Source organism: Streptomyces sp. A2-16 (assembly GCF_018128905.1).
GTDB lineage: Bacteria > Actinomycetota > Actinomycetes > Streptomycetales > Streptomycetaceae > Streptomyces.
Genome location: NZ_CP063808.1, coordinates 2,126,873 through 2,147,320, shown reverse-complemented (window position 1 = coordinate 2,147,320; position 20,448 = coordinate 2,126,873). Strand labels below are relative to the sequence as shown.

Genomic DNA, 20,448 nt, shown 5'->3' with positions numbered 1-20,448 from the left:
CGTCGGAAACTGTGAAGCAGGTTTCGAACGGAAACGGGAACGATAAGTTCCCTCCATGAACGCGCGGCTCGCTCTTCTCGGCACGGTCACCCCTGGTGCGACGGAGAGCGAGGTCTTCCGGCTGGCGCTCGGGCATGCGGTCGGTGAGCTGAGCGCACTCGGCGGGACCGTGCACCTGCGCGGACCGATGTCCGCCCTGCGCCTGGTGTCGTCCGTCGGTCTGCCGCCCGCCCTGACCCGTTCCTGGGAGATCGTCGACCAGGAGGGCCCGCTGGCCCCGGCCCGCGCGCTCCAGCAGGGCAGGGGCGTCTGGGTGCCGCTGTCCCAGGACGTGCCGCAGGAGGACCCCTGGCCCGGCACCGGCCTCGCCGCCCTGCCCGTGTTCAGCGGCCGGCGCAGCATCGGCGCGCTGACGGTCCTGGCCGGCGAGCAGGGCGAGCCCACCCCCGAGCACTGGGACTTCCTGCGGGACGTCGTCGCCTGGACCGAGGACCGGATGGCGCAGGCTCCGCCGCCGTCGGGGCCCAACCAGGGGGAGCTGGGCGGCGAGCGGCTGCGACAGGCGCTGAAGGAGGTCCAGGTCGGCTCGTGGGACTGGGACATCCGCAACGGCGACCTGATCTGGGACGAGGCCGCGCTGGAGCTGTACGGCACGCTGCCCGCCGACTTCACCGGCCGGATCGACAACTGGATGCGGATCGTCCACCCCGACGACCTGGCCCCCACCCTCGCGGCGGCGCAGCAGGCGATCCTCGACCACTCCGTCTACGAGGCCGAGTACCGCGTACGGCGCCTGGACGGCACCTGGGGCTGGACGCAGGCCCGCGGCCGGGCGACCTACGACGAGCGGGGCGAGCCCCTGAGGATGATCGGGGTCGGCTGGGAGAGCAACGAGTCGCGCACCGCGCGGGACGCCCTCAGCAGGGCCCTCAGGCACATGAGCGACGGCTTCCTCGCGGTGGACGACGAGTGGCGGATCACCTTCGCCAACCTGGAGGCGGAACGCTTCCTCGGATTCTCCGAGGAGGAGCTGTTCGGGCGCCTGCTGTGGGACCTGCCCGCCACCCGGCAGGTCCCGGGCCTCAAGGAGAGCTGTCTGTCGGCCGCTGCGGAGGAGAAGTCCTCCGGGTTCGACGTGTACATCGCGGACTGCCGGCGGCGCCTGCACGTGCGGCTGGTGCCGGGGCCCGACGGCCGCACCCTCTACTTCCAGGACGTCACGGAGAAGCGCCGGCTGGCGGAGGAACGGCAGGCGGCCGAGCGCGCCGCTGCCGAGCGGGCGGTGCGGATCGCCGAGCTGACCATGGAGCTCGCCAAGGCGACGACCTCGCGGGACGTGGTGGACGCGGTCGCCCGCCGGGTGCTGCCGCCGTTCGCCGCCTCGGGGCTGATGGTCCAGGTCAGCGAGGGTGACCGGCTCCACCACGTCGGCGCGGTCGGCTACCCCCGGGACTTCGTGGCCCTCCTCGACAGCCGCCCCCGCGCGACGACCGGCGACCCCGCCTGGGACACCATCGCCTCCGGGCTGCCGCTGTTCATGTCGGCGCCCCACGAGTACGCCACCCGCTATCCCGAACTGGCCGACTTCCCCGCGCGCGGTGACAAGAAGTCCTGGGCGTTCCTGCCGCTGACGGCGTCCGGGCACACCTTCGGCGTCTGCGTCGTCTCCTTCGACCGGCCGCGGGTGCTCGACGACGAGGAACGCGCCCTGCTCACCACGATCACCGCCCTCGTCGCCCAGTCCCTTGAGCGGGCCCGGCTCTACGACGCCGAGCACACCCGGTCCCGGGAACTCCAGCGCAGCCTGCTCCCCCAGGCGCTGCCCGACCTGCCCGCGTGCACGGCGGCGGCACGCTATCTGCCGGCCGGACCGGGCGCGGACGTGGGCGGCGACTGGTACGACATCATCCCGCTCTCCGGCGGACAGGTCGCGCTGGTCGTCGGTGACGTGATGGGGCACGGCCTGCCCGAGGCGGCCACCATGGGCCGGCTGCGCACCGCGGTGCACACCCTGGCCGACCTGGAGCTGCCGCCCGACGAGATCCTCGGCCACCTCAACGACATCGTCGGCGGCATGGGAGAGGCGTCGTACGCCACCTGTCTGTACGCGCTCTACGACCCGACGACCCGGGTCTGCTCCATCGCCCGGGCCGGCCATCCACCGCCCGCCCTGGTGCGGCCCGACGGAACCGTGCACTTCCCCGAGCCGGACGCCGATCCCCCGCTGGGCGCGGCCAAGCCGCCGTTCGAGACGACCGAGTTGGAGGTGCCCGAGGGCAGTCTGCTCGTGCTGTACACCGACGGGCTGGTGGAATCGGCGAAGCGGGAGATCGACGAGGGCATGGCGGAGCTGGCGCGGCTGCTCGGCGCCGCCCACGCGGACGGGACCGCCGTAGACCTTGAACGGCTGTGCGACACGCTGACGGCCGGTCTGCTGCCGGCGGACCAGCAGGCGGCCGACGACGCGGCGTTCCTGGTGGCCCGTCTGCACGCGCTGGAGGCCGACCGGATGGCCGCCTGGTCGCTGCCCGAGGACCCGAAGGCGGCGAGCCAGGCCCGCCGCCACGTCCGCGAACAGCTCGCGACCTGGGACTTGGACGACCTGTCCCCCACCACGGAACTCCTGGTCAGCGAACTGGTGGGCAACGTCGTCCGGCACGCCCGCGGACCCGTCAGGCTGCGCCTCCTGCACACCACCGAGCTGATCTGCGAGGTCTACGACAGCAGCCAGACCATGCCCCGTATCCGCCACGCCACGGAGACCGACGAGGGCGGCCGCGGCCTGCAGCTCATCTCGGCCCTCTCCACGCGTTGGGGCGCCCGCTACACCCCCACCGGCAAGTGCATCTGGACGGAACAGTCCCTGCGCGCCCCTGAACAGCCCCCGGAGGTGGTGTTCCTGAACCCGGCGGACTTCGACGAGGACTGGGAGGCGCTCCTCTGACCACGCGCGTGACCACGCGCGCCCGTTCGGCCCAGCACCACGGGCCGCGCCCCGGGCGCGTCCCTAGGGTCGCGGTGACGGCTGTTCCGTCCCCGCCCGAAAGGCACGACCCATGGGAATACGCACCACGCTCACCGGCACGGCGGTGGCCGTCCTGGCCGCCACGGGACCGCTGACCGGCGTCGCACACGCTCAAGACGACCTGGACTGCGCCGACTTCGTCTACCAGGAGGACGCGCAGGAACGCTTCGACCTCGACCGCACCGACCCCAATCGGCTCGACGAGGACCAGGGTCCCGACGACGGCATCGCCTGTGAGGTGCTGCCCCGAAGGGACACCGCGGCCATGAGCGAGGTCCTGCCGCTCACCACGCCCACCACGCTCACCACGCCCCTCGCGACGCCCCTGCCCACGCTCGGCGTCCAGGGCGGGTCCGGAGGCAGCGTGGGCCCGGCGGGTTTCGAGCGGGCGATCGGGGTGGTGCTGGCCCTCGGCGGGGCCGGGCTCGCCGGCGCCCATGTGGTGCGGCGGCGTCGCGCCACGCACCCGCACTCCCGCCTCAGGGATCGATGAGCCCGGCCCTTATGGCATAGCGGGTCAGCTCCAGCCGGTCCCGCATCCCCAGCTTCTGCAGCAGATTCGCCCTGTGCCGCTCGACCGTCTTCGCGCTGATGAACAGCAGCTCACCGATCTCCTTCGTGGTGTGCCCCTCGGCGACGAGCTTGAGGATCTCCTCCTCGCGCTCGGTGACGGCTCGCGCGGGCAGGTCGTCACCGCGGTGCAGCCGGTCGAGGTAGGAGCGGACCAGGGCCCGCTCGGCCCCGGGATACACGAAGGACTCGTCGCGTACGGCGGCCCGACACGCCTCGACGAGATCGCGGTCGGCGACGGACTTGAGGACGTATCCGCTGGCGCCGGCCTTGAGCGCCTCGAAGAAGTACTGCTCGTTGTCGTACATCGTCAGGATCAGGATCCGCAGGTCCGGCAGTCGGCGGGACAGCTCACGGGCGGCCTGCAGTCCCGTCATCCGGGGCATCGCGATGTCCAGCACGGCCAGATCGACCTCACGCGCGCGTGCCAGCTCGACCGCCTCGGCGCCGTCCCCGGCCTCGGCCACGACCGTGAGGTCCGGCTCCCCCTCCAGGATCAGCCGCACCCCCCGCCGTACGAGCGTGTGGTCGTCGGCGAGCAGCACCCGGGTCGGCGCGGCCATCAGCTCACCCCCGCGGCGACCGGTATCCGCAACCGCACGTCCGTCCCCGTCCCGGGCCCGGCCGCCACCGAGAGGGCCGCCCCGACCAGCAGCGCCCGCTCCCGCATGCCCTGTATCCCGGCCCCTTCGGCCGCCCCGCGAAGCCCACTGCCGTTGTCCCGCACGAGCAGCTCGACACCCCCCGCGACCGGCTGGAGCCGCACCTCGGCACGGTCGGCGGCGGAGTGCCGCGCGGTGTTCGTGAGCCCCTCCTGGGCCACCCGGTAGACGACCAGTTCCGACTCCTCGGTCAGCCGGGGCAGATCGCCGCCGACGTGATGGCGCACGGTCAGCCCGTGCGTGGTGAACTCGGCCGCGAGCGAGCGCAGAGCACTCGGCAGCCCCAGCTCCTCCAGCACACCGGGCCGCAGCCGCCGCGCGATCCGACGGATCTCGTCGAGCCCGGCCCGGGTCGCCTCCTGCGCCTGCCCGACCTCCTCGCGCAGTTCCTCGGGCGCCCGGTCGGCGACCCTCTTCAGCTGCAGCAGCACGGCGGTCAGCGTCTGCCCGACCTCGTCGTGCAGCTCACGCGCGACCCGGTGCCGCTCCCGCTCCTGCGCGGAGAGCGCGTGGGCCGCCCCGGTCGCCCGCTCGGCCTCCAGGCGGTCCAGCATCTTGTTGTACGTCGTGATCAGCGCGGCCGTCTCGGAAGGACCGGAGACGGGTGCGCGCACCCCGGGACGCAGCAGGTCGGCGGCGGCCATGGCCCGCCCCAGCCGCTGCAGCGGGACGAGCCCGACCCGCAGCACCAGGGCATTGGCCACCAGCAGCAGACCGAGCCCCGCGAGGACGACCACGGCCTCCCCCTGCCGTACGGGCGTCGACACGGTGACCGGCCCCAGCAGCAGCGCGGCGGCGACGACGAGGCCCGCGGCGTTGAGCGAGAAGATCCGCCAGAACAGCGACACGGCCCTGCCCTCACTCCCCTCGTACGACGCCCGAGGCCCCAGCCTCCACGGTCCCCGCCGCTCGCGTATATCCGTCACGTCACCCATATCGCCACCGTACGGGGAGCTGGCAGCATGCAAACCCGGCACCCGTGATCACTCGCACCACTCATTCGAACCACAAGGGGAAGAAACGTGTCTGCTCCACGCCTGAGGGCGACGCCGCTGCCGGGAATCGGGGTCCAGTACGACCTCATGACCCGCGAGGACCGCCATCTGTCCGTGGTGGCGCACCGCGACGGGGCCCGCACGGTGAGCGTCTACCGGGCCGACGACCCCGACTCCTGCGCACAGTCACTGCGCCTGACGGGCTCCGAGGCGGGCGCCCTGATCGACGCGCTGAAGCCCTCCCACCACAGCGCGAGCCTCCTCTACACCACCGACCTGGGCCTGGTGGCCGAGCGCATCGAGGTGGCGGCCGGCTCCCGCTGGAACGGGCGGGTCCTCGGCGACACCAAGATGCGCACCGACACGGGAGCCTCCGTCGTGGCGGCGCTGCGCCGCGCAGAGGCGATCCCGTCCCCCGCCCCCGACTTCCGCCTGGCGGGCGGCGACATCCTCATCGTGGTGGGCACCCGCGAGGGCGTGGACGCCGCTGCGGCGATCCTGGGGCGGGAGTAGGAAACATGCACTCCGCGGTCCTCCTGATCGAGTTCGGCTCGATCATCCTCGGCCTGGGTCTCCTCGGCCGCTTCGCCGCCCGTTTCCGCCTGTCCCCCATCCCCCTCTACCTCCTGGCCGGCCTGGCCTTCGGCGAGGGTGGCCTGCTGCCGCTGGGCGCGAGCGAGGAGTTCGTGTCGATAGGCGCGGAGATCGGAGTGATCCTCCTGCTCCTGATGCTCGGCCTGGAGTACACGGCCGGTGACCTGGTCACCAACCTCAAGGCCCACTACCCCTCGGGCCTGGTCGACGGCGCCCTCAACGCCCTCCCGGGAGCAGCGGCCGCCCTGCTGCTGGGCTGGGGCCCGGTGGCGGCGGTGGTCCTGGCGGGCGTCACCTGGATCTCCTCCTCGGGCGTCATAGCGAAGGTTCTGGGCGACCTCGGCAGGGTCGGCAACAGGGAAACCCCGGTCATCCTGAGCGTCCTGGTCCTGGAGGACCTGGCGATGGCGGTCTACCTGCCCATCGTCACCGCACTGGTGGCCGGGGCGGGCCTCATGGCCGGAAGCATCACCCTGGCCATCGCCCTCGGAGCCGCGGGCCTGGTCCTCTTCGTCGCGGTCCGCTACGGCCGCCTGATCTCCCGTTTCGTCTCCAGCGACGACCCGGAGAAGCTCCTCCTGGTGGTCCTGGGCCTGACGATCCTGGTGGCAGGAGTGGCACAGCAACTCCAAGTCTCGGCGGCGGTGGGCGCGTTCCTGGTCGGCATAGCCCTCTCGGGAGAGGTGGCGGAGGGCGCCCACACCCTCCTGAGCCCCCTGCGGGACCTGTTCGCGGCGGTCTTCTTCGTCTTCTTCGGCCTCCACACCGACCCGGCGAGCATCCCCCCGGTCCTGCTCCCCGCGCTGGCCCTCGCCCTGATCACCGCGGCCACGAAGATCGCCACCGGCTACTGGGCGGCCCGCCGAGCCGGCATCTCCCCCAAGGGCCGCTGGCGCACCGGCGGCGCCCTGGTGGCCCGCGGCGAGTTCTCGATCGTCATAGCGGGCCTGGCGGTCTCAGCCGGCATAGAACCCTCCCTGGGCCCCCTCGCCACGGCCTACGTCCTCATCCTGGTCATCCTCGGCCCCCTCACGGCCCGCTACACAGAGCCCTTGGCAACGAGACTGACGACCCCCCGGAACCCCCCACAGAACGCACCACGCACAACAGAGGCGACGGTGGGGCGGGAGGGCGCATAGGGGATGCCGGGTTCGGTTGTCGGGCGACCATCAGCTGCGCTGGGCTTGGGCCGGGCGCGTATCGAGGTGCCGGGTCCGGTTGTCGGGCGACCATCAGCTGCGCTGGGCTTGGGCCGGGCGCGTATCGAGGTGCCGGGTCCGGTTGTCGGGCGACTGCGAGTCCGTCGTGGCCGGTCGCGCAGTTCCCCGCGGGCAGCTGCGCTGGGCTTGGGCCGGGCGCCTATGGGGGTGCCAGGTGAGGTGGTCGGGCGGCTACCGGCCGGTGGGGGCTGGTCGCGCAGTTCCCCGCGCCCCTAGGGGGTTGCAGTGACCCGGCGCCAGGACGGGCCGTTCGCCGGGCCGCGCGGCACGACGGGCCGCAAGCCGCCGACGGCGCGCAGGGGACGGGGTGGGGGGTGTCCGCCCGCAGCGGCCGGCGTCCGTTACAGGGCACATCGCAAGGCACAGCAACCGCCGGACCGAGGACGGACACCCCCCACCCCGGCCCCGACCCACCCACCGAACCACTCGCGCTACACAAGCCCCCACCGAACCCGCAGCTGCGCCGCAGGCATCAGGGGCGCCCCGGACGCACCCCACACTGGCCAGCCCCCCACACCCCCTGGCAGGATCACCGCCATGCCCCCGCCGCAGTCCCCCCGCCTCAACCGCCGCCAGGCACTCCAGACCGCGGCCGCCGCCCTCGTCGCCCTCGCCCTGATCCTCTGGTGGCTGCTCCCCCTGGGCGAGACCCCCCCGAGCGGCACGATCACCTTCAGCACGGGCACAAAGGCAGGCGTCTACCAGAAGTACGGCGAACTCCTCCGCGACGAGATCCACAAGGACATGCCGGACCTGACGGTCAAGCTGGAGACCAGCGCTGGCTCCCAGGAGAACGTCAGACTCGTCGCGACCGGAAAGTCCGACTTCGCCATCGCCGCCGCCGACGCGGTGGAGACCTACCAGCAGAACGGCGACCCCGGCGCCGACCGACTCCGCGGCCTGGCCCGCCTCTACGACGACTACGTACAGCTCGTCGTCCCCGCCGACTCGGACATCCACACCGTCGCCGACCTGAAGGGCAAACGCGTCTCCATCGGCGTCCCCAACTCCGGCGTACGCCTGATAGCGGACCGCGTCCTCGACGCCGCCGGCATCGACCCGGACAAGGACATCCAGCCGAGAGCCGAGGGCATCGACACCGGCCCCAAGCTCCTCGGCCACGGCCTGGACGCGTTCTTCTGGTCCGGCGGCCTCCCCACCGACGGCCTCAAGCAACTCGCCGAACGCTCCGCGTTCCGCTTCGTCCCGATCGAACCCTCCCTCGTGGCGACGCTGCACGCCGAGGGCGAGCCCACCCGCTACTACCGTGCCACCAACATGCCGGCCTCGGCATACCCGTCCGTCCAGAACAACACGACCGTCCCGACGATGGCCGTCTCCAACCTGCTGATCACCCGCAAGGACATGGACCCCGAGCTCACCGAGTGGCTCACCCGGACCGTGATCAAGAGCAGGGACGGCATCGGCCGGCACGTCCACTCCGCGCAGCTGGTGGACGTACGCACGGCGATCTACACCGACCCGGTCCCGCTGCACGACGGCGCCCGCCGCTACTACCGCTCGGTCAAGCCGTAGGACGGCTGCGGGGCACGGAGACCTTCACCACCAGCCCGTGCGGTTCGTGGTGGCCGTACGAGATCGCACCGCCGCCCGCGGCCAGCAGGGCCCGTGAGATGGAGAGCCCGAGCCCGGACCCCTTGATGTTCTGGTGCCGCCCGCTGCGCCAGAACCGGTCGCCGACGCGGGCGAGTTCCTCGTCGGTGAGCCCGGGCCCGCGGTCGGCGACGACGACGGTCGAGGTGTCCCCGTCGGCGGCGACGGTGACCTCGACGGTCTCGTCCTTCGGCGTGAACTTGAGCGCGTTGTCGATGACCGCGTCGAGGGCACTGGAGAGCGTGACGGGGTCGGCCCAGGCGGTGGTGGGCGGACAACTCCCCACCAGCCGGACTCCCTTGGCGTCGGCGGTGGGTGTCCAGGCGGCGACCCGTTCGGCGGTGAGTTCGCCGATGTCGGTGACTGCGAGGTCCGCCTCGGTGTGCTCGGCGAGCGCGAGGTCGAGAAGGTCGTCGAGCACCTGGGCGAGCCGTTTGCCCTCGGCCTGAACGGAGGCGATCTCGGTGTTCCCCTCGGGCAGTTCGAAGGCGAGCAGCTCGATACGGAGCAGGAGGGCGGCGAGCGGATTCCTCAACTGGTGCGACGCGTCGGCGACGAAGGCCCGCTGCTGCTCCAGCACGTCCTCGACGTTGTCGGCCATCTCGTTGAACGACTTTGCCAGCCGCCGGAGTTCGGGCGGTCCGCCGGCGACCGCGACCCGTGACTTCAGGGCTCCGCTCGCGATCGAGTGCGTGGTGGCGTCGAGGATCCGTACGGGTCGGAGCACCCATCCGGTCAGCCGCAGCGCGGCACCGACGGCCAGCAGCATGGCGGCGAGTTCGCCGGCGAAGATCACGAGCCAGCCGTGCAGGATCCGTGAACGCATCGGCCCGGTGGGCGAGTCGGTGACGACGACCGCGACGACGTCGCCGTCCCGGATCACCGGCGAGGCGACGACGAGCCGGCCCCGCTGCCAGGGCCACACCTGCTTGGGATCCTGACTGCGGCGGCTGAGCAGCGCCTCGCCGAACGCGTCGCGCACCTCGCCCTGCTGGGGGAGGAACCATGCGCGGGGCGCCGTGGCCATGGGTACGTCGCCGTCGTAGAAGACACCGGCGCGGATGCCGTAGACCTTGTAGTAGCTGGCGAGTTCGCTCTCCAGGGTCTCCAGGCGCTCGTCGGAGGCGTCGGTGACGAACTGGGCGAGCGCCGCGAAGTGCGCGGTGTCGTCGATCCGGTCGACGACGACCTTCTGCTGCTGAGCGCTGGCCACCCCGATGGCCAGCGGCACGCCGAGGGCCAGCAGCACGGCGGCCATGAGGATGATGAGCAGCGGAAGCAGACGTGTACGCACGACACCTACGCCCCGGACCGAAGCCGCGAGGACCGACCCGCACGGGAACCGCTGTGCGACAACCCGGCCGCACCGCGCACACCCAGACCCACCCGCACCGCACCCCACCGAGGCCGAGGACCGTCACCCGAGCGGCCCGGACCACCCGAACCACCCGACCGGCCCGAGCCGAGCCGCCCCCGCCCACCACCGCACACGCGGGCACCGCCACCGCGCCACTCACCCGCGCCCACAGCCACCGTCCTCACCCGACCCGAATCCCTCCCCCGAGCCTCGCACAACTCCTCGCCCCACACCGTCACCCGAAGCCCCACCGCACCGAGCCCCCACCGCACCCGAGGGCCCAGCACACCCCAAGCCCCCACCGCACCCGAAGCCCCACGCACCCACCCGCAGGCCCCTCACACCCCCGGCGCCACCAACCGGTACCCAACCCCCCGCACCGTCTCGATCAGCGCCGGCATCCGCAGCTTCGCGCGCAGGGACGCCACATGCACCTCCAGCGTGCGGCCCGTCCCCTCCCAGCTGGTGCGCCAGACCTCGCTGATGATCTGCTCGCGGCGGAAGACGACTCCTGGCCGCTGGGCGAGCAGCGCGAGGAGGTCGAACTCCTTGCGGGTGAGCTGGACGACCGTGCCGTCCACGGTGACCTGACGGGTCGGCAGTTCGATGCGCACGGCGCCGAGGACCAGCGCGGTGTCCGCGCCGCCGGGCGCGTCCTCGTGGACGGTGCGCCGGCTGACGGCATGGATACGGGCGAGCAGTTCCCCCGTGTCGTACGGCTTGACCACGTAGTCGTCGGCGCCGAGGTTGAGCCCGTGGATGCGGGAACGCACGTCGGAACGCGCGGTGACCATGATCACCGGGGTGCTGGTGCGTTTGCGGATCTTGCCGCACACCTCGTAACCGTCCTGGTCCGGCAGACCGAGGTCGAGCAGCACCACCCCGAAGCCGTTGCCTTCGGGAACGAGCGCCTGAAGTGCCTCCTCGCCGCTGCGCGCGTGCGTGACGTCGAAACCGTGCCGGGCGAGCACCGCGGACAGCGCGGCGGCCACGTGGTTGTCGTCCTCGACGAGGAGAAGTCTCACCCCGGCCCCCTTTGGTCCATCGGACGTACTATCTGTATGTGCAGTGAACAGGTACAAATGTGCTTCGCACGCGCGCATGCGCATCGTGCAGTCATGCTGATGGATGAGGACGGCGTCAAGAGCGTTCCGGTTGCGCCGCGGTTCCGTTACCCGGCCGATACGCACACCGGATGCGCACTGGTGGCAAGTGCTACGACACGTGTCCGATTGCTATCGGATCGTGATGCTCAGATTCCCCTCAAGACTAATGACGCTGGTCGCGTGGGGTTACTACTGTCCTCCGAAACCGAGGAGGACGGAGCCAGAGAGCGATGACCGAAGTATCGGTGGCCAAGGAAGATGTGGCCGCGACCGGCGAACTGGTCGTCCTGAAGAGCGTCAACAAGCACTTCGGCGCGTTGCACGTACTCCAGGACATCGACCTGACGATCGCCCGCGGCGAGGTCGTCGTGGTCATCGGACCCTCCGGGTCCGGGAAGTCCACCCTGTGCCGCACCATCAACCGCCTGGAGACGATCGACACGGGTTCGATCGCCATCGACGGCAAGCCGCTGCCCCAGGAGGGCAAGGAACTGGCGCGGCTGCGCGCCGATGTCGGAATGGTCTTCCAGTCCTTCAATCTGTTCGCGCACAAGACCGTGCTCGAGAACGTGATGCTGGGCCAGATCAAGGTCCGCAAGGCCGACAAGAAGCAGGCCGAGGAGAAGGCGCGCGCCCTGCTCGACCGGGTCGGCGTCGCCACGCAGGCCGACAAGTACCCCGCCCAGCTGTCCGGCGGTCAGCAGCAGCGCGTCGCCATCGCCCGGGCCCTGGCGATGGACCCCAAGGTCATGCTCTTCGACGAGCCCACGTCGGCGCTCGACCCCGAGATGATCAACGAGGTGCTGGAGGTCATGCAGCAGCTCGCCCGCGACGGCATGACAATGATCGTCGTCACGCACGAAATGGGTTTCGCACGATCGGCCGCAAACCGCGTGGTGTTCATGGCGGACGGACGGATCGTCGAGGAGGCTGCGCCCGACCAGTTCTTCAGCAACCCGCGCAGCGACCGCGCCAAGGACTTCCTGTCGAAGATCCTGCACCACTGACGTGCCACCCGGATCGACCCCTGACGGCTCTCGTCTCTCCACCTCCCAAAGGATGTTCACCATGAAGCTCCGCAAGGTCACCGCAGCCTCGGCCGCCGTCCTCGCCCTCGCCCTGTCCGCGACCGCCTGCGGCGGCGACAGCAAGGACGAGGGCTCCGGCTCGGGTTCCGGCGGTGGCGGCAAGATCAAGGTCGGTATCAAGTACGACCAGCCGGGTCTCGGTCTGAAGAAGCCCGACGGGTCCTTCTCCGGCTTCGACGTGGACGTGGCCACCTACGTGGCCAAGGAACTCGGCTACAAGCCCGACCAGATCGACTTCGTCGAGACCAAGAGCGCCGACCGTGAGAACGCCCTCGCCCGTGGCGACGTGAAGTTCATCGCGGCCACCTACTCGATCAACGACGAGCGCAAGAAGAAGGTCGACTTCGCCGGCCCGTACCTGCTGGCCCACCAGGACCTGCTGGTCAAGAAGGACTCCAAGATCAGCGAGGCCACGGACCTCAACGGCGAGAAGCTGTGTTCCGTGACCGGCTCCACCTCGGCGCAGAACGTCAAGGACGACTTCGCCCCGAAGGCCCAGCTGCGTGAGTACTCCGGCTACTCGGAGTGCATCGCCGGCCTCCAGAGCGGCGCCGTCGACGCGCTGACCACGGACGACTCGATCCTCGCGGGCTTCGCGTCCCAGGACAAGTACAAGGGTCAGTTCAAGCTCGCCGGCCTCAAGCTGAGCAACGAGAACTACGGCATCGGTGTGAAGAAGGGCGACACCGCCACCCTCAACAAGATCAACACCGCCCTGGAGAAGATGGTCAGCGACGGTTCCTGGCAGAAGGCGGTCGACGCCAACTTCGGCCCGGCCGGCTACAAGAACGAGCCCGCCCCGAAGATCGGCGTGATCGTCAAGTAACGCTGGGATCCACCGGCGCGGCGTTGCGACCGCGGTTCGGCCGCGCCCCTGAAGGGGGCGCGGGGAACTGCGAGCCCGCGGCCGGCCATCGGCGGGCGCCGACCGTCCGGCGGAGCGTCCGCGCAGGGATCCACCGGCGCCCCGCCGCCCGCCGCGATCAGGGCGGCGGCGCGTCGCGCCCCTTCATACCTCCGCCACACACCCGGAAGCGCGGGAGATCGTGTTCGACTTTATTTCAGACTATGACGACCCGAGTCTGTGGGGCGCCTTCTGGATGACGGTGAAGCTGACCTTCTTCTCCGGCATCGGCTCCCTCATCTGGGGCACCCTGCTGGCCGCGATGCGGGTCAGCCCCGTCCCGCTGATGCGCGGGTTCGGCACTGCCTACGTCAACATCGTCCGGAACATCCCCCTGACGGTCATCATCGTCTTCACCTCTCTCGGCCTCGCCGACATCTTCCGCATCACGCTGGGTGCGGCCGACGACGTGAAGGTCATGAGCTTCCGGCTCGCCATCCTCGGCTTCATCGCCTACACCGCCGCCTTCGTCTGCGAGGCGATCCGCTCCGGCATCAACACGGTGCCGCTCGGCCAGGCCGAGGCAGCCCGCGCGATCGGGCTGAACTTCAGCCAGACCCTGCGCCTCATCGTGCTGCCGCAGGCCTTCCGCTCGGTCATCGGTCCGCTGGCCAACGTCCTGATCGCGCTGACGAAGAACACCACGGTGGCGGCCGCGATCGGCGTGGCCGAGGCCGCGTACCTGATGAAGGAAATGATCGAGAACGAGGCTCAGACACTGCTCATCGGCGCGGTCTTCGCCTTCGGTTTCGTGGTACTGACCCTGCCCACCGGCCTGATCCTGGGCTGGCTGAGCAAGCGACTGGCGGTGAAGCGATGAGCTCGGTCCTCTACGACACTCCGGGACCCCGCGCCAAACGGCGCAACGTCCTCCTGTCGATCGTCTTCACCATCCTGCTCGCCCTCCTGCTGTGGTGGGTGTGGCGGACGATGGACGACAAGAACCAGCTGGACTGGGACCTCTGGGAGCCGTTCACCACGAGCGAGGCCTGGACGACCTACCTCCTGCCCGGTCTCGGTGACACCCTCAAGGCCGCCGCGATCTCCATGGTGATCGCCCTGCCCCTGGGCGCGGTCTTCGGCATCGCCCGGCTGTCCGACCACACCTGGGTGCGGGGCGTGGCCGGCGCGGTGGTCGAGTTCTTCCGGTCCATCCCGGTCCTGCTGCTGATGCTGTTCGCCAACGAGCTCTACGTCCGTTCCTCCCTGAACATCAGCAGCGAGGAACGGCCCCTGTACGCCGTCGTCACCGGCCTGGTGCTCTACAACGCCTCGGTGCTCGCCGAGATCGTGCGGGCCGGCATCCTCTCGCTGCCCCGGGGGCAGACGGAGGCGGCCTACGCGGTCGGTCTGCGCAAGGGCCAGACGATGACCAACATCCTGCTTCCGCAGGCGGTCACCGCGATGCTGCCGGCCATCGTCAGCCAGCTGGTGGTCATCGTGAAGGACACCGCGCTGGGCGGCGTGATGCTCGGCTTCACCGAGCTGCTCAACGCGCGCCAGACGCTGGCGGCCAACTACGCCAACGTCATCCCCAGCTTCATCGTCGTGGCGATCATCTACATCATCGTGAACTTCATCCTCACCAGCTTCGCGAGCTGGCTGGAGCAGAGGCTGCGGCGCAGCAAGAAGAGCACGGGTGCGGTTCTCGGCGAGGACACGGAGATCAACCCGGCGGCGGTGGGCGGCACCTTCGGGACCGGCGGGGAGGGCGGCGGCCCGAGCGGGTTCACCTTCACCGACAAGCCGCCCCGATGATCTGATGCACAGTCAAGTGGTGTGAGGGGCACGGAGGGCAGTGGCATGATCGCCACTGCCCTCCGTCACTTGACGCAAGCACCGGCAATGGGTTGCATACGTTCTGTGATCGTGCACCCTGCCCCAACCTCCTGTTCGCATACATCTCCCGGCACTCCGCTGCGGGCAGGGGGCGCCGCGCCGTGGACCCGGTGATCATCGTCGGAGCGGGGCCCGTCGGGCTCACGCTCGCCCTGGCGCTGGCGCGTCAGGAGGTCCCCTCCGTGGTCCTCGACGAGGGCCCGGGCAAGGACGAACCCCGCCTGGCCCGCACCGCCGTACTGCACGAGGACACCGCCGCCCTGATGTCCCGGCTGACCGGGGTGCCGGTCACCGAACTGGGTGTGCACTGGGCCGGATGGCGGTCGATGCGCCGCAAGCAGGTGATGCGCGAGGTCGACTTCGAGGAGGCCGGGGAGGCGCCCCTGCACCTCGCCCAGCACGTGCTGACGAACGCCCTGCGCACCGCCGTCGCCGGGGAGCGGCTGGTCAAGCTCACCGCGGACAGCCGTCTCGACACCATCGAGCAGGAGCCCTCGGGCGTCACCGCCCACACCCGCGGCCCCAAGGGCACCTGGTGGCGCGGCAGTTACCTGGTCGGCTGCGACGGCCCGCGCTCCACCGTGCGCAAGCTCCAGGACATCCGCTTCCCGGGCCGTACGGCGGTGGAACGTCACGCGGTCGCCGCACTGCGCACCGAACTCCCCTGGGAGGACCGGGCGTTGCTGCACCGGATGCCACCGTGGCGGACGTCCGGCCCCTCGGCCGGGGAGATCACCGCCCGTCCGCTCCCCGAGGGTGTGTGGCGCCTGGACTGGCTGCTGCCGCCGGGCAAGGACCTGGTCACCCCCGAGCTCCTGGTGGCCCGCGTCCGGGAGACCCTCGCGGGCTGGACCGGCGGCTCGACACCGTCGTACGAACTGCTCGACACCGGAGTCCACACCGTGCACCACCGGCTGGCCCGCCGCTGGCGCGCCGGCCGGGTCTTTCTCGCCGGGGACGCGGCGCACTGCCTCGGGGCACTCGGCACGCAGGGACTCGACGAGAGTCTCAGGGACGCCGACAACCTCGCCTGGAAGCTGGCCCTGGCCTGGCACCACGGTCCGCACGAGGCTCTCCTCGACAGCTACCAGGCCGAGCGGCGCGCGGTCGTCGCCGGCCGGCTGCGCGCCGCCGACCAGGTGCTGCCGCTGCTGCGCGGCGGCGGGGGCCTGCGCTCGGTGGTCCCCGGCTCGGCCCGCGGGCACGACGCGCTGCTCACGGACGGTCACCTGGGGCGCGGCCCGCTCGGCGCGCCCGTCGGATACGCCGACTCGCCCCTCGCCCCCAGGCACCTCGAAGGGGAGGTGCCCGTCGACACGCTCCCGGGGGCGTCGGTCACGGATGTGCGGGTCACCGCCGAGGACGGCTCGTTCGTACGGCTGCGCGAGCGCCTGGGCCGGGGCGCGCTGCTCGTCGTCCTGGTCGCGCCGGGCACCGGGGTGTGGGAGCGCAAGCACTGGGTGACAGCCGGCATCATGCCCCGCCTGGCCGCCGCGGTGACCGCGCTGCCGCACTCCGCCGAGCTCCTGGTCGCCGAGGAGTACCCGGGCGCGGCCCCGCACACGGTCCTTCTCGTACGACCCGACGGTCACCTCGTCACTGCGCTCAGCGGAGTCCGCCCGGCCGACCTGTACTCGGCGGCCGAGACGGTGCTCGGCGGGCCTCCCGCGAAGGCCGAGGCGAACGCGGGGGCGGGCTCGCGTTGACGTGCTCACTGTCACTGTGCGTCCACATAGTGACAGTGAGTTGAAACGGCCGTCTCCGGCATGGTGTACTCCGGATCGTGACCGACACCTGTGTGCGCCTGTGGCGGAGGGTCCATATGGACCTCGTCCGCTATGCGGGCTGCGTGTGTCGCCCGTCCTGCTGAATTCGCCTCTTCTCTCCCCCGCGTGCCGCGCCTGTGCGACGGCACGCTGTCGCGAACTCTTCTCAGGACGGTATCCGTGTCTGTCTCCCCCGCCCTTCCCTCGGTCTCCTCCGTCGCGCCGCCCACCCAGGCCGAACTGCTCGACTTCGTACGGCGCACCGCCGCCGACACCGAGTTGATCGACTCGCTCCCGCTCGACCCCGAGGGCCGCACCTGGGTGCGTCTGGAGGGGCCGGGAGGCAGCGAGGCCTGGCTGATCGGCTGGCCGCCGGGCACCGGTACCGGGTGGCACGACCACGCCGAGTCGGTCGGCGCCTTCACCACCGCGGCCGGCGAGCTCAAGGAGAACTGCCTCGCCGCCCGGCTGCCCGCCGACGGCTGGAAGACCCTCGAACTCTCCGACGACGTGGACCGCGAACGCCGACTGCCGGCCGGCAAGGGCCGCTCCTTCGGACAGCACCACGTCCACGAGGTCCTCAACGAGTCCGCCGAGGTCCACGCGATCTCCGTGCACGCCTACTACCCGCCCCTCCCCCAGATCCGCCGCTACAGCCGCACCGGCCAGGTCCTGCGCCTGGAGCACGTGGAGCGGCCGGAGGACTGGCAGTGAGCGTCCCGTCCGTCGACCGTACGGCCGAACGGGCGCCCGGCATCGACGAGTTGCTGGAGCGGGTGCGCACGGGCTTCGAGCGGATCGGGGCCCGGGAGGCGTACGAGGCCGTACGGGCCGGTGAGGCCCTGCTGGTGGACATCCGGTACGCGGCCCTGCGCGAGCGGGACGGGCTGATCCCGGGTGCCCTGGTCGTCGAACGCAACGAACTGGAGTGGCGCCTCGACCCCAGGGGCAGCCACCGCCTGCCCGAGGCCACGGGCCATGATCTGCGCGTCGTGGTGGTGTGCAACGAGGGCTACGCGTCCAGTCTGGCGGCGGAGTCGCTGCACCGGCTGGGGCTGCGCCGGGCCACGGATCTGGTCGGCGGTTTCCAGGCCTGGCGGGCGGCGGGGCTGCCGGTCGCCGTCCTGGCTGCCAGGACGGCGGCTCCCGACGGGCCGGGACGTCAGCGGACGCCGGGCGTGCTGTAGAGCGGGGCCGGCTCCGCGGTCCGCCCGGGGCCCGGCGACGGTTCGCGGGACCGGGCCGTGGAGGGGGGTGGGCTGCCCGGTCCTGTCGGCCGCTGTTTCCCCCTTGCGGGCGTCTCCCTTCGCGCCCCGGCGTCTCTCCGCCTCGGGGCCCGGCTCGCGAGAGCTCCCCGTTTCAGAACCCCTCGTCGCCGAGGAACTCCGTCTCCTCGCCCTCCTCCTCCAGCGCCTGCCGGACCACTCGCAGGGCCATGCCCTCGGAGTAGCCCTTGCGGGCGAGCATGCCGGCGAGGCGGCGCAGTCGCTTGTCGCGGTCGAGGCCACGCGTCGCCCGCAGCTTGCGGTCGACGAGCTCGCGGGCCGTCGCCTCCTCCTGTTCGGAGTCGAGCTGCGAGACGGCCACGTCGATCAGCGTGGAGTCGACCCCCTTGGTCCGGAGCTCCTGGGCGAGCGCCCGCCTGGCGAGGCCACGGCCGTGGTGGCGGGACTCCACCCAGGCCTCCGCGAACGCGCTGTCGTTGATCAGCCCGACCTCCTCGAACCGCGACAGCACCTCCTCGGCGGCGTCGTCCGGGATCTCCCGCTTGCGCAGGGCGTCGGCGAGCTGCTTGCGCGTGCGCGGGGTCCCGGTGAGCAGACGCAGACAGATCGCCCGCGCCCGCTCCACCGGGTCCGCCGGAGACTCCCCCTTCTCGGCCCTCGACGAGGAGAGACCGTCTCCGTCCTCACCGGGCGACTCCCCGAAGCCACGCCGACGCTGCCGACGCCCCCGGGAACCGCCCGCGCCACGGGTTCCACCCACACCGCCACGCGAACCCCGGCCCATCGCGCCGGAGCCACGCACCGCCCCTTCGCCGCCGTACGACTCTGCGTCGCCGTACGGCTCACTGCCGCCGTGGGACGGACGGTCGCCGTAGGACGAACCGTCACCGTCGGGGCTACCGACCTGGTAGGGCCGGCCGTCGCCGTACATCAGCGCACGGCCCCATCCCCCGTCCGTGCCGCCCGTCGTCTCGTCGCCGTGGGCCCGGCCCGCGCCGTAGGACACCGCACGGCCGTGTCCCCCGTCCGTGCCGTGCCCCGCGCTGTCCCCGTGTCCTTCGCCGCCCGGCCCGGCAGAACCCCCGTCGCCTTTTCCGCCCCGTCCTCGCGGAGCGTCCTCGTTCCCGGCCCAGTCGGTTCGCCGTGTCACAGGATCAGCTCTTGGCGGCCGGGGCCTTGGCCTTCGTCGCCTTCGTGGCCGCCGGAGCCGGCACCTTCGCGGCGTCGTCGGCGGCAGCGGACACCGCGGCGTCCGCACCCGGCTCCGCGGCAGGCTCCTCGGGACGCACGCCGACGCCCAGCTTCTCCTTGATCTTCTTCTCGATCTCGTTGGCCAGGTCGGGGTTGTCCTTCAGGAAGTTGCGCGCGTTCTCCTTGCCCTGGCCGAGCTGGTCGCCCTCGTACGTGTACCAGGCGCCGGCCTTGCGGACGAAGCCGTGCTCCACGCCCATGTCGATCAGACCGCCCTCACGGCTGATGCCCTGGCCGTAGAGGATGTCGAACTCGGCCTGCTTGAAGGGCGGCGCGACCTTGTTCTTGACGACCTTGACGCGGGTGCGGTTGCCGACCGCGTCGGTGCCGTCCTTCAGGGTCTCGATGCGGCGGATGTCCATGCGCACCGAGGCGTAGAACTTCAGCGCCCGGCCACCGGTCGTGGTCTCCGGGGAGCCGAACATCACGCCGATCTTCTCGCGCAGCTGGTTGATGAAGATCGCCGTGGTCTTGGACTGGTTGAGCGCGCTGGTGATCTTCCGCAGGGCCTGGCTCATCAGACGGGCCTGCAGACCGACGTGGCTGTCGCCCATCTCGCCCTCGATCTCCGCGCGCGGGACGAGCGCGGCGACGGAGTCGATGACGATGAGGTCGAGGGCGCCGGAGCGGACCAGCATGTCCACGATCTCCAGGGCCTGCTCGCCGTTGTCCGGCTGGGAGAGGATCAGGTTGTCGACGTCGACGCCGAGCTTGCGCGCGTACTCGGGGTCGAGGGCGTGCTCCGCGTCCACGAAGGCCACCTGGCCGCCGGCCCGCTGTGCGTTGGCCACCGCGTGCAGCGTCAGGGTCGTCTTGCCGGAGGACTCCGGCCCGTACACCTCCACCACACGGCCACGCGGGATGCCGCCGACGCCGAGTGCGACGTCGAGTGCGGTCGACCCGGTGGGGATGACCTCGATGGGCTCGTTCGGCCGCTCGCCCATGCGCATGACTGCGCCCTTGCCGAACTGCCGTTCAATCTGTGCGAGCGCGGCGTCCAACGCCTTCTCGCGGTCGGTTCCTGCCATGGGTTCCACCCGATTTGCTTGAGTCGATCGCTTCACGTCAAAGACGCTAACGCCTGCCACTGACAATGCGCCCCGACGCCCGCCCAGCCTGTGGATAACCCGGGTACTTCTCCATGCAAACCATGTCGAAACGCCCGTTGCCCGCTTCGCCGGAGCTTCCATAAGAATGGATGTTCGATTTTCGTGTCAAGCGCACCACGCGG

At 71.1% G+C, this 20,448-nt stretch carries 18 protein-coding genes; 12 read left to right on the top strand and 6 right to left on the bottom strand.

Annotated features, from left to right (window positions below):
- Positions 1 to 55: 55 nt before the first annotated feature.
- Entirely contained in the window at positions 56 to 2,944 is a 2,889-nt protein-coding gene (locus tag IOD14_RS09805; RefSeq protein ID WP_212670062.1) for a SpoIIE family protein phosphatase, read from the top strand.
- Positions 2,945 to 3,056: 112 nt separating this feature from the next.
- Positions 3,057 to 3,518, top strand: a complete 462-nt coding sequence (locus tag IOD14_RS09800) for a hypothetical protein (RefSeq protein ID WP_212670061.1) — start codon at positions 3,057 to 3,059, stop codon at positions 3,516 to 3,518.
- On the opposite strand, the gene IOD14_RS09795 is transcribed toward IOD14_RS09800, so the two are convergent.
- The gene (locus IOD14_RS09795; RefSeq protein ID WP_123992001.1) at positions 3,505 to 4,158 is read right to left on the bottom strand and encodes a response regulator transcription factor; all 654 of its coding nucleotides are present in this window, start codon (positions 4,156 to 4,158) and stop codon (positions 3,505 to 3,507) included. The two genes, IOD14_RS09800 and IOD14_RS09795, sit on opposite strands and share 14 nt — an antisense overlap.
- Positions 4,158 to 5,105 carry a HAMP domain-containing sensor histidine kinase gene (locus IOD14_RS09790; protein WP_212670060.1) on the bottom strand — a complete coding sequence of 316 codons (948 nt, stop codon included), beginning with the start codon at positions 5,103 to 5,105 and terminating at the stop codon, positions 4,158 to 4,160. The genes IOD14_RS09795 and IOD14_RS09790 overlap by 1 nt, the downstream gene beginning before the upstream one ends.
- Before the next feature lie 174 nt (positions 5,106 to 5,279).
- On the opposite strand from IOD14_RS09790, the gene IOD14_RS09785 reads away from it, so the two are divergent.
- The 3 genes from IOD14_RS09785 (at position 5,280) to IOD14_RS09775 (ending at position 8,602) form a co-directional block, all read left to right on the top strand.
- Complete coding sequence (locus IOD14_RS09785) at positions 5,280 to 5,765, top strand: TrkA C-terminal domain-containing protein (RefSeq protein WP_123992000.1); 486 nt, start codon at positions 5,280 to 5,282, stop codon at positions 5,763 to 5,765.
- Between the two features lie 5 nt (positions 5,766 to 5,770).
- Positions 5,771 to 6,985 (top strand): cation:proton antiporter, encoded by a 1,215-nt coding sequence (locus tag IOD14_RS09780; RefSeq protein WP_123991999.1) that lies wholly within the window; start codon positions 5,771 to 5,773, stop codon positions 6,983 to 6,985.
- Positions 6,986 to 7,603: 618 nt separating this feature from the next.
- Positions 7,604 to 8,602 (top strand): TAXI family TRAP transporter solute-binding subunit, encoded by a 999-nt coding sequence (locus tag IOD14_RS09775; RefSeq protein WP_123991998.1) that lies wholly within the window; start codon positions 7,604 to 7,606, stop codon positions 8,600 to 8,602.
- On the opposite strand, the gene IOD14_RS09770 is transcribed toward IOD14_RS09775, so the two are convergent.
- Both IOD14_RS09770 and IOD14_RS09765 read right to left on the bottom strand, forming a co-directional pair.
- Positions 8,592 to 9,974, bottom strand: a complete 1,383-nt coding sequence (locus IOD14_RS09770; RefSeq protein ID WP_212670059.1) for a HAMP domain-containing sensor histidine kinase — start codon at positions 9,972 to 9,974, stop codon at positions 8,592 to 8,594. The genes IOD14_RS09775 and IOD14_RS09770 overlap by 11 nt on opposite strands.
- 401 nt (positions 9,975 to 10,375) lie before the next feature.
- Positions 10,376 to 11,062 carry a response regulator transcription factor gene (locus tag IOD14_RS09765; protein WP_123991996.1) on the bottom strand — a complete coding sequence of 229 codons (687 nt, stop codon included), beginning with the start codon at positions 11,060 to 11,062 and terminating at the stop codon, positions 10,376 to 10,378.
- A 311-nt stretch (positions 11,063 to 11,373) separates the two neighbouring features.
- On the opposite strand from IOD14_RS09765, the gene IOD14_RS09760 reads away from it, so the two are divergent.
- The 7 genes from IOD14_RS09760 to IOD14_RS09730 all read left to right on the top strand — a co-directional run bounded on the left by IOD14_RS09760 (position 11,374) and on the right by IOD14_RS09730 (position 17,927).
- Entirely contained in the window at positions 11,374 to 12,150 is a 777-nt protein-coding gene (locus IOD14_RS09760; RefSeq protein ID WP_007385132.1) for an amino acid ABC transporter ATP-binding protein, read from the top strand.
- A 61-nt stretch (positions 12,151 to 12,211) separates the two neighbouring features.
- Positions 12,212 to 13,057: a glutamate ABC transporter substrate-binding protein gene (locus IOD14_RS09755; RefSeq protein ID WP_123991995.1), complete on the top strand. Its 846-nt coding sequence runs from the start codon at positions 12,212 to 12,214 to the stop codon at positions 13,055 to 13,057.
- A gap of 220 nt (positions 13,058 to 13,277) precedes the next feature.
- The gene (locus IOD14_RS09750) at positions 13,278 to 13,955 is read left to right on the top strand and encodes an amino acid ABC transporter permease (RefSeq protein WP_123991994.1); all 678 of its coding nucleotides are present in this window, start codon (positions 13,278 to 13,280) and stop codon (positions 13,953 to 13,955) included.
- A complete protein-coding gene (locus IOD14_RS09745; protein WP_123991993.1) occupies positions 13,952 to 14,893 on the top strand; it encodes an amino acid ABC transporter permease in 942 nt (313 codons plus the stop codon). Before IOD14_RS09750 ends, IOD14_RS09745 begins: the two co-directional genes overlap by 4 nt.
- A gap of 182 nt (positions 14,894 to 15,075) precedes the next feature.
- Positions 15,076 to 16,680 carry an FAD-dependent monooxygenase gene (locus IOD14_RS09740; protein WP_123991992.1) on the top strand — a complete coding sequence of 535 codons (1,605 nt, stop codon included), beginning with the start codon at positions 15,076 to 15,078 and terminating at the stop codon, positions 16,678 to 16,680.
- 240 nt (positions 16,681 to 16,920) lie between these two features.
- Positions 16,921 to 17,454, top strand: coding sequence for a cysteine dioxygenase family protein (locus IOD14_RS09735; protein WP_212670058.1), 534 nt, complete (start codon positions 16,921 to 16,923; stop codon positions 17,452 to 17,454).
- The gene (locus tag IOD14_RS09730) at positions 17,451 to 17,927 is read left to right on the top strand and encodes a rhodanese-like domain-containing protein (RefSeq protein ID WP_212670057.1); all 477 of its coding nucleotides are present in this window, start codon (positions 17,451 to 17,453) and stop codon (positions 17,925 to 17,927) included. The genes IOD14_RS09735 and IOD14_RS09730 overlap by 4 nt, the downstream gene beginning before the upstream one ends.
- A 172-nt stretch (positions 17,928 to 18,099) precedes the next feature.
- Here IOD14_RS09730 and recX read toward each other — a convergent pair whose 3' ends face one another.
- Positions 18,100 to 19,116: a recombination regulator RecX gene (gene recX / locus IOD14_RS09725; protein ID WP_123991990.1), complete on the bottom strand. Its 1,017-nt coding sequence runs from the start codon at positions 19,114 to 19,116 to the stop codon at positions 18,100 to 18,102.
- Positions 19,117 to 19,120: 4 nt separating this feature from the next.
- Complete coding sequence (gene recA / locus IOD14_RS09720; protein WP_123991989.1) at positions 19,121 to 20,245, bottom strand: recombinase RecA; 1,125 nt, start codon at positions 20,243 to 20,245, stop codon at positions 19,121 to 19,123.
- Positions 20,246 to 20,448: the final 203 nt, after the last annotated feature.

Bases quoted from the DNA above. Each gene is read 5' to 3' on its own strand.
- IOD14_RS09805 (WP_212670062.1), top strand. From the start codon at position 56: ATGAACGCGCGGCTCGCTCTTCTCGGCACGGTCACCCCTGGTGCGACG.
- IOD14_RS09800 (WP_212670061.1), top strand. From the start codon at position 3,057: ATGGGAATACGCACCACGCTCACCGGCACGGCGGTGGCCGTCCTGGCC.
- IOD14_RS09795 (WP_123992001.1), bottom strand. From the start codon at position 4,158: ATGGCCGCGCCGACCCGGGTGCTGCTCGCCGACGACCACACGCTCGTA.
- IOD14_RS09780 (WP_123991999.1), top strand. From the start codon at position 5,771: ATGCACTCCGCGGTCCTCCTGATCGAGTTCGGCTCGATCATCCTCGGC.
- IOD14_RS09775 (WP_123991998.1), top strand. From the start codon at position 7,604: ATGCCCCCGCCGCAGTCCCCCCGCCTCAACCGCCGCCAGGCACTCCAG.
- IOD14_RS09760 (WP_007385132.1), top strand. From the start codon at position 11,374: ATGACCGAAGTATCGGTGGCCAAGGAAGATGTGGCCGCGACCGGCGAA.
- IOD14_RS09755 (WP_123991995.1), top strand. From the start codon at position 12,212: ATGAAGCTCCGCAAGGTCACCGCAGCCTCGGCCGCCGTCCTCGCCCTC.
- IOD14_RS09745 (WP_123991993.1), top strand. From the start codon at position 13,952: ATGAGCTCGGTCCTCTACGACACTCCGGGACCCCGCGCCAAACGGCGC.
- recA (WP_123991989.1), bottom strand. From the start codon at position 20,245: ATGGCAGGAACCGACCGCGAGAAGGCGTTGGACGCCGCGCTCGCACAG.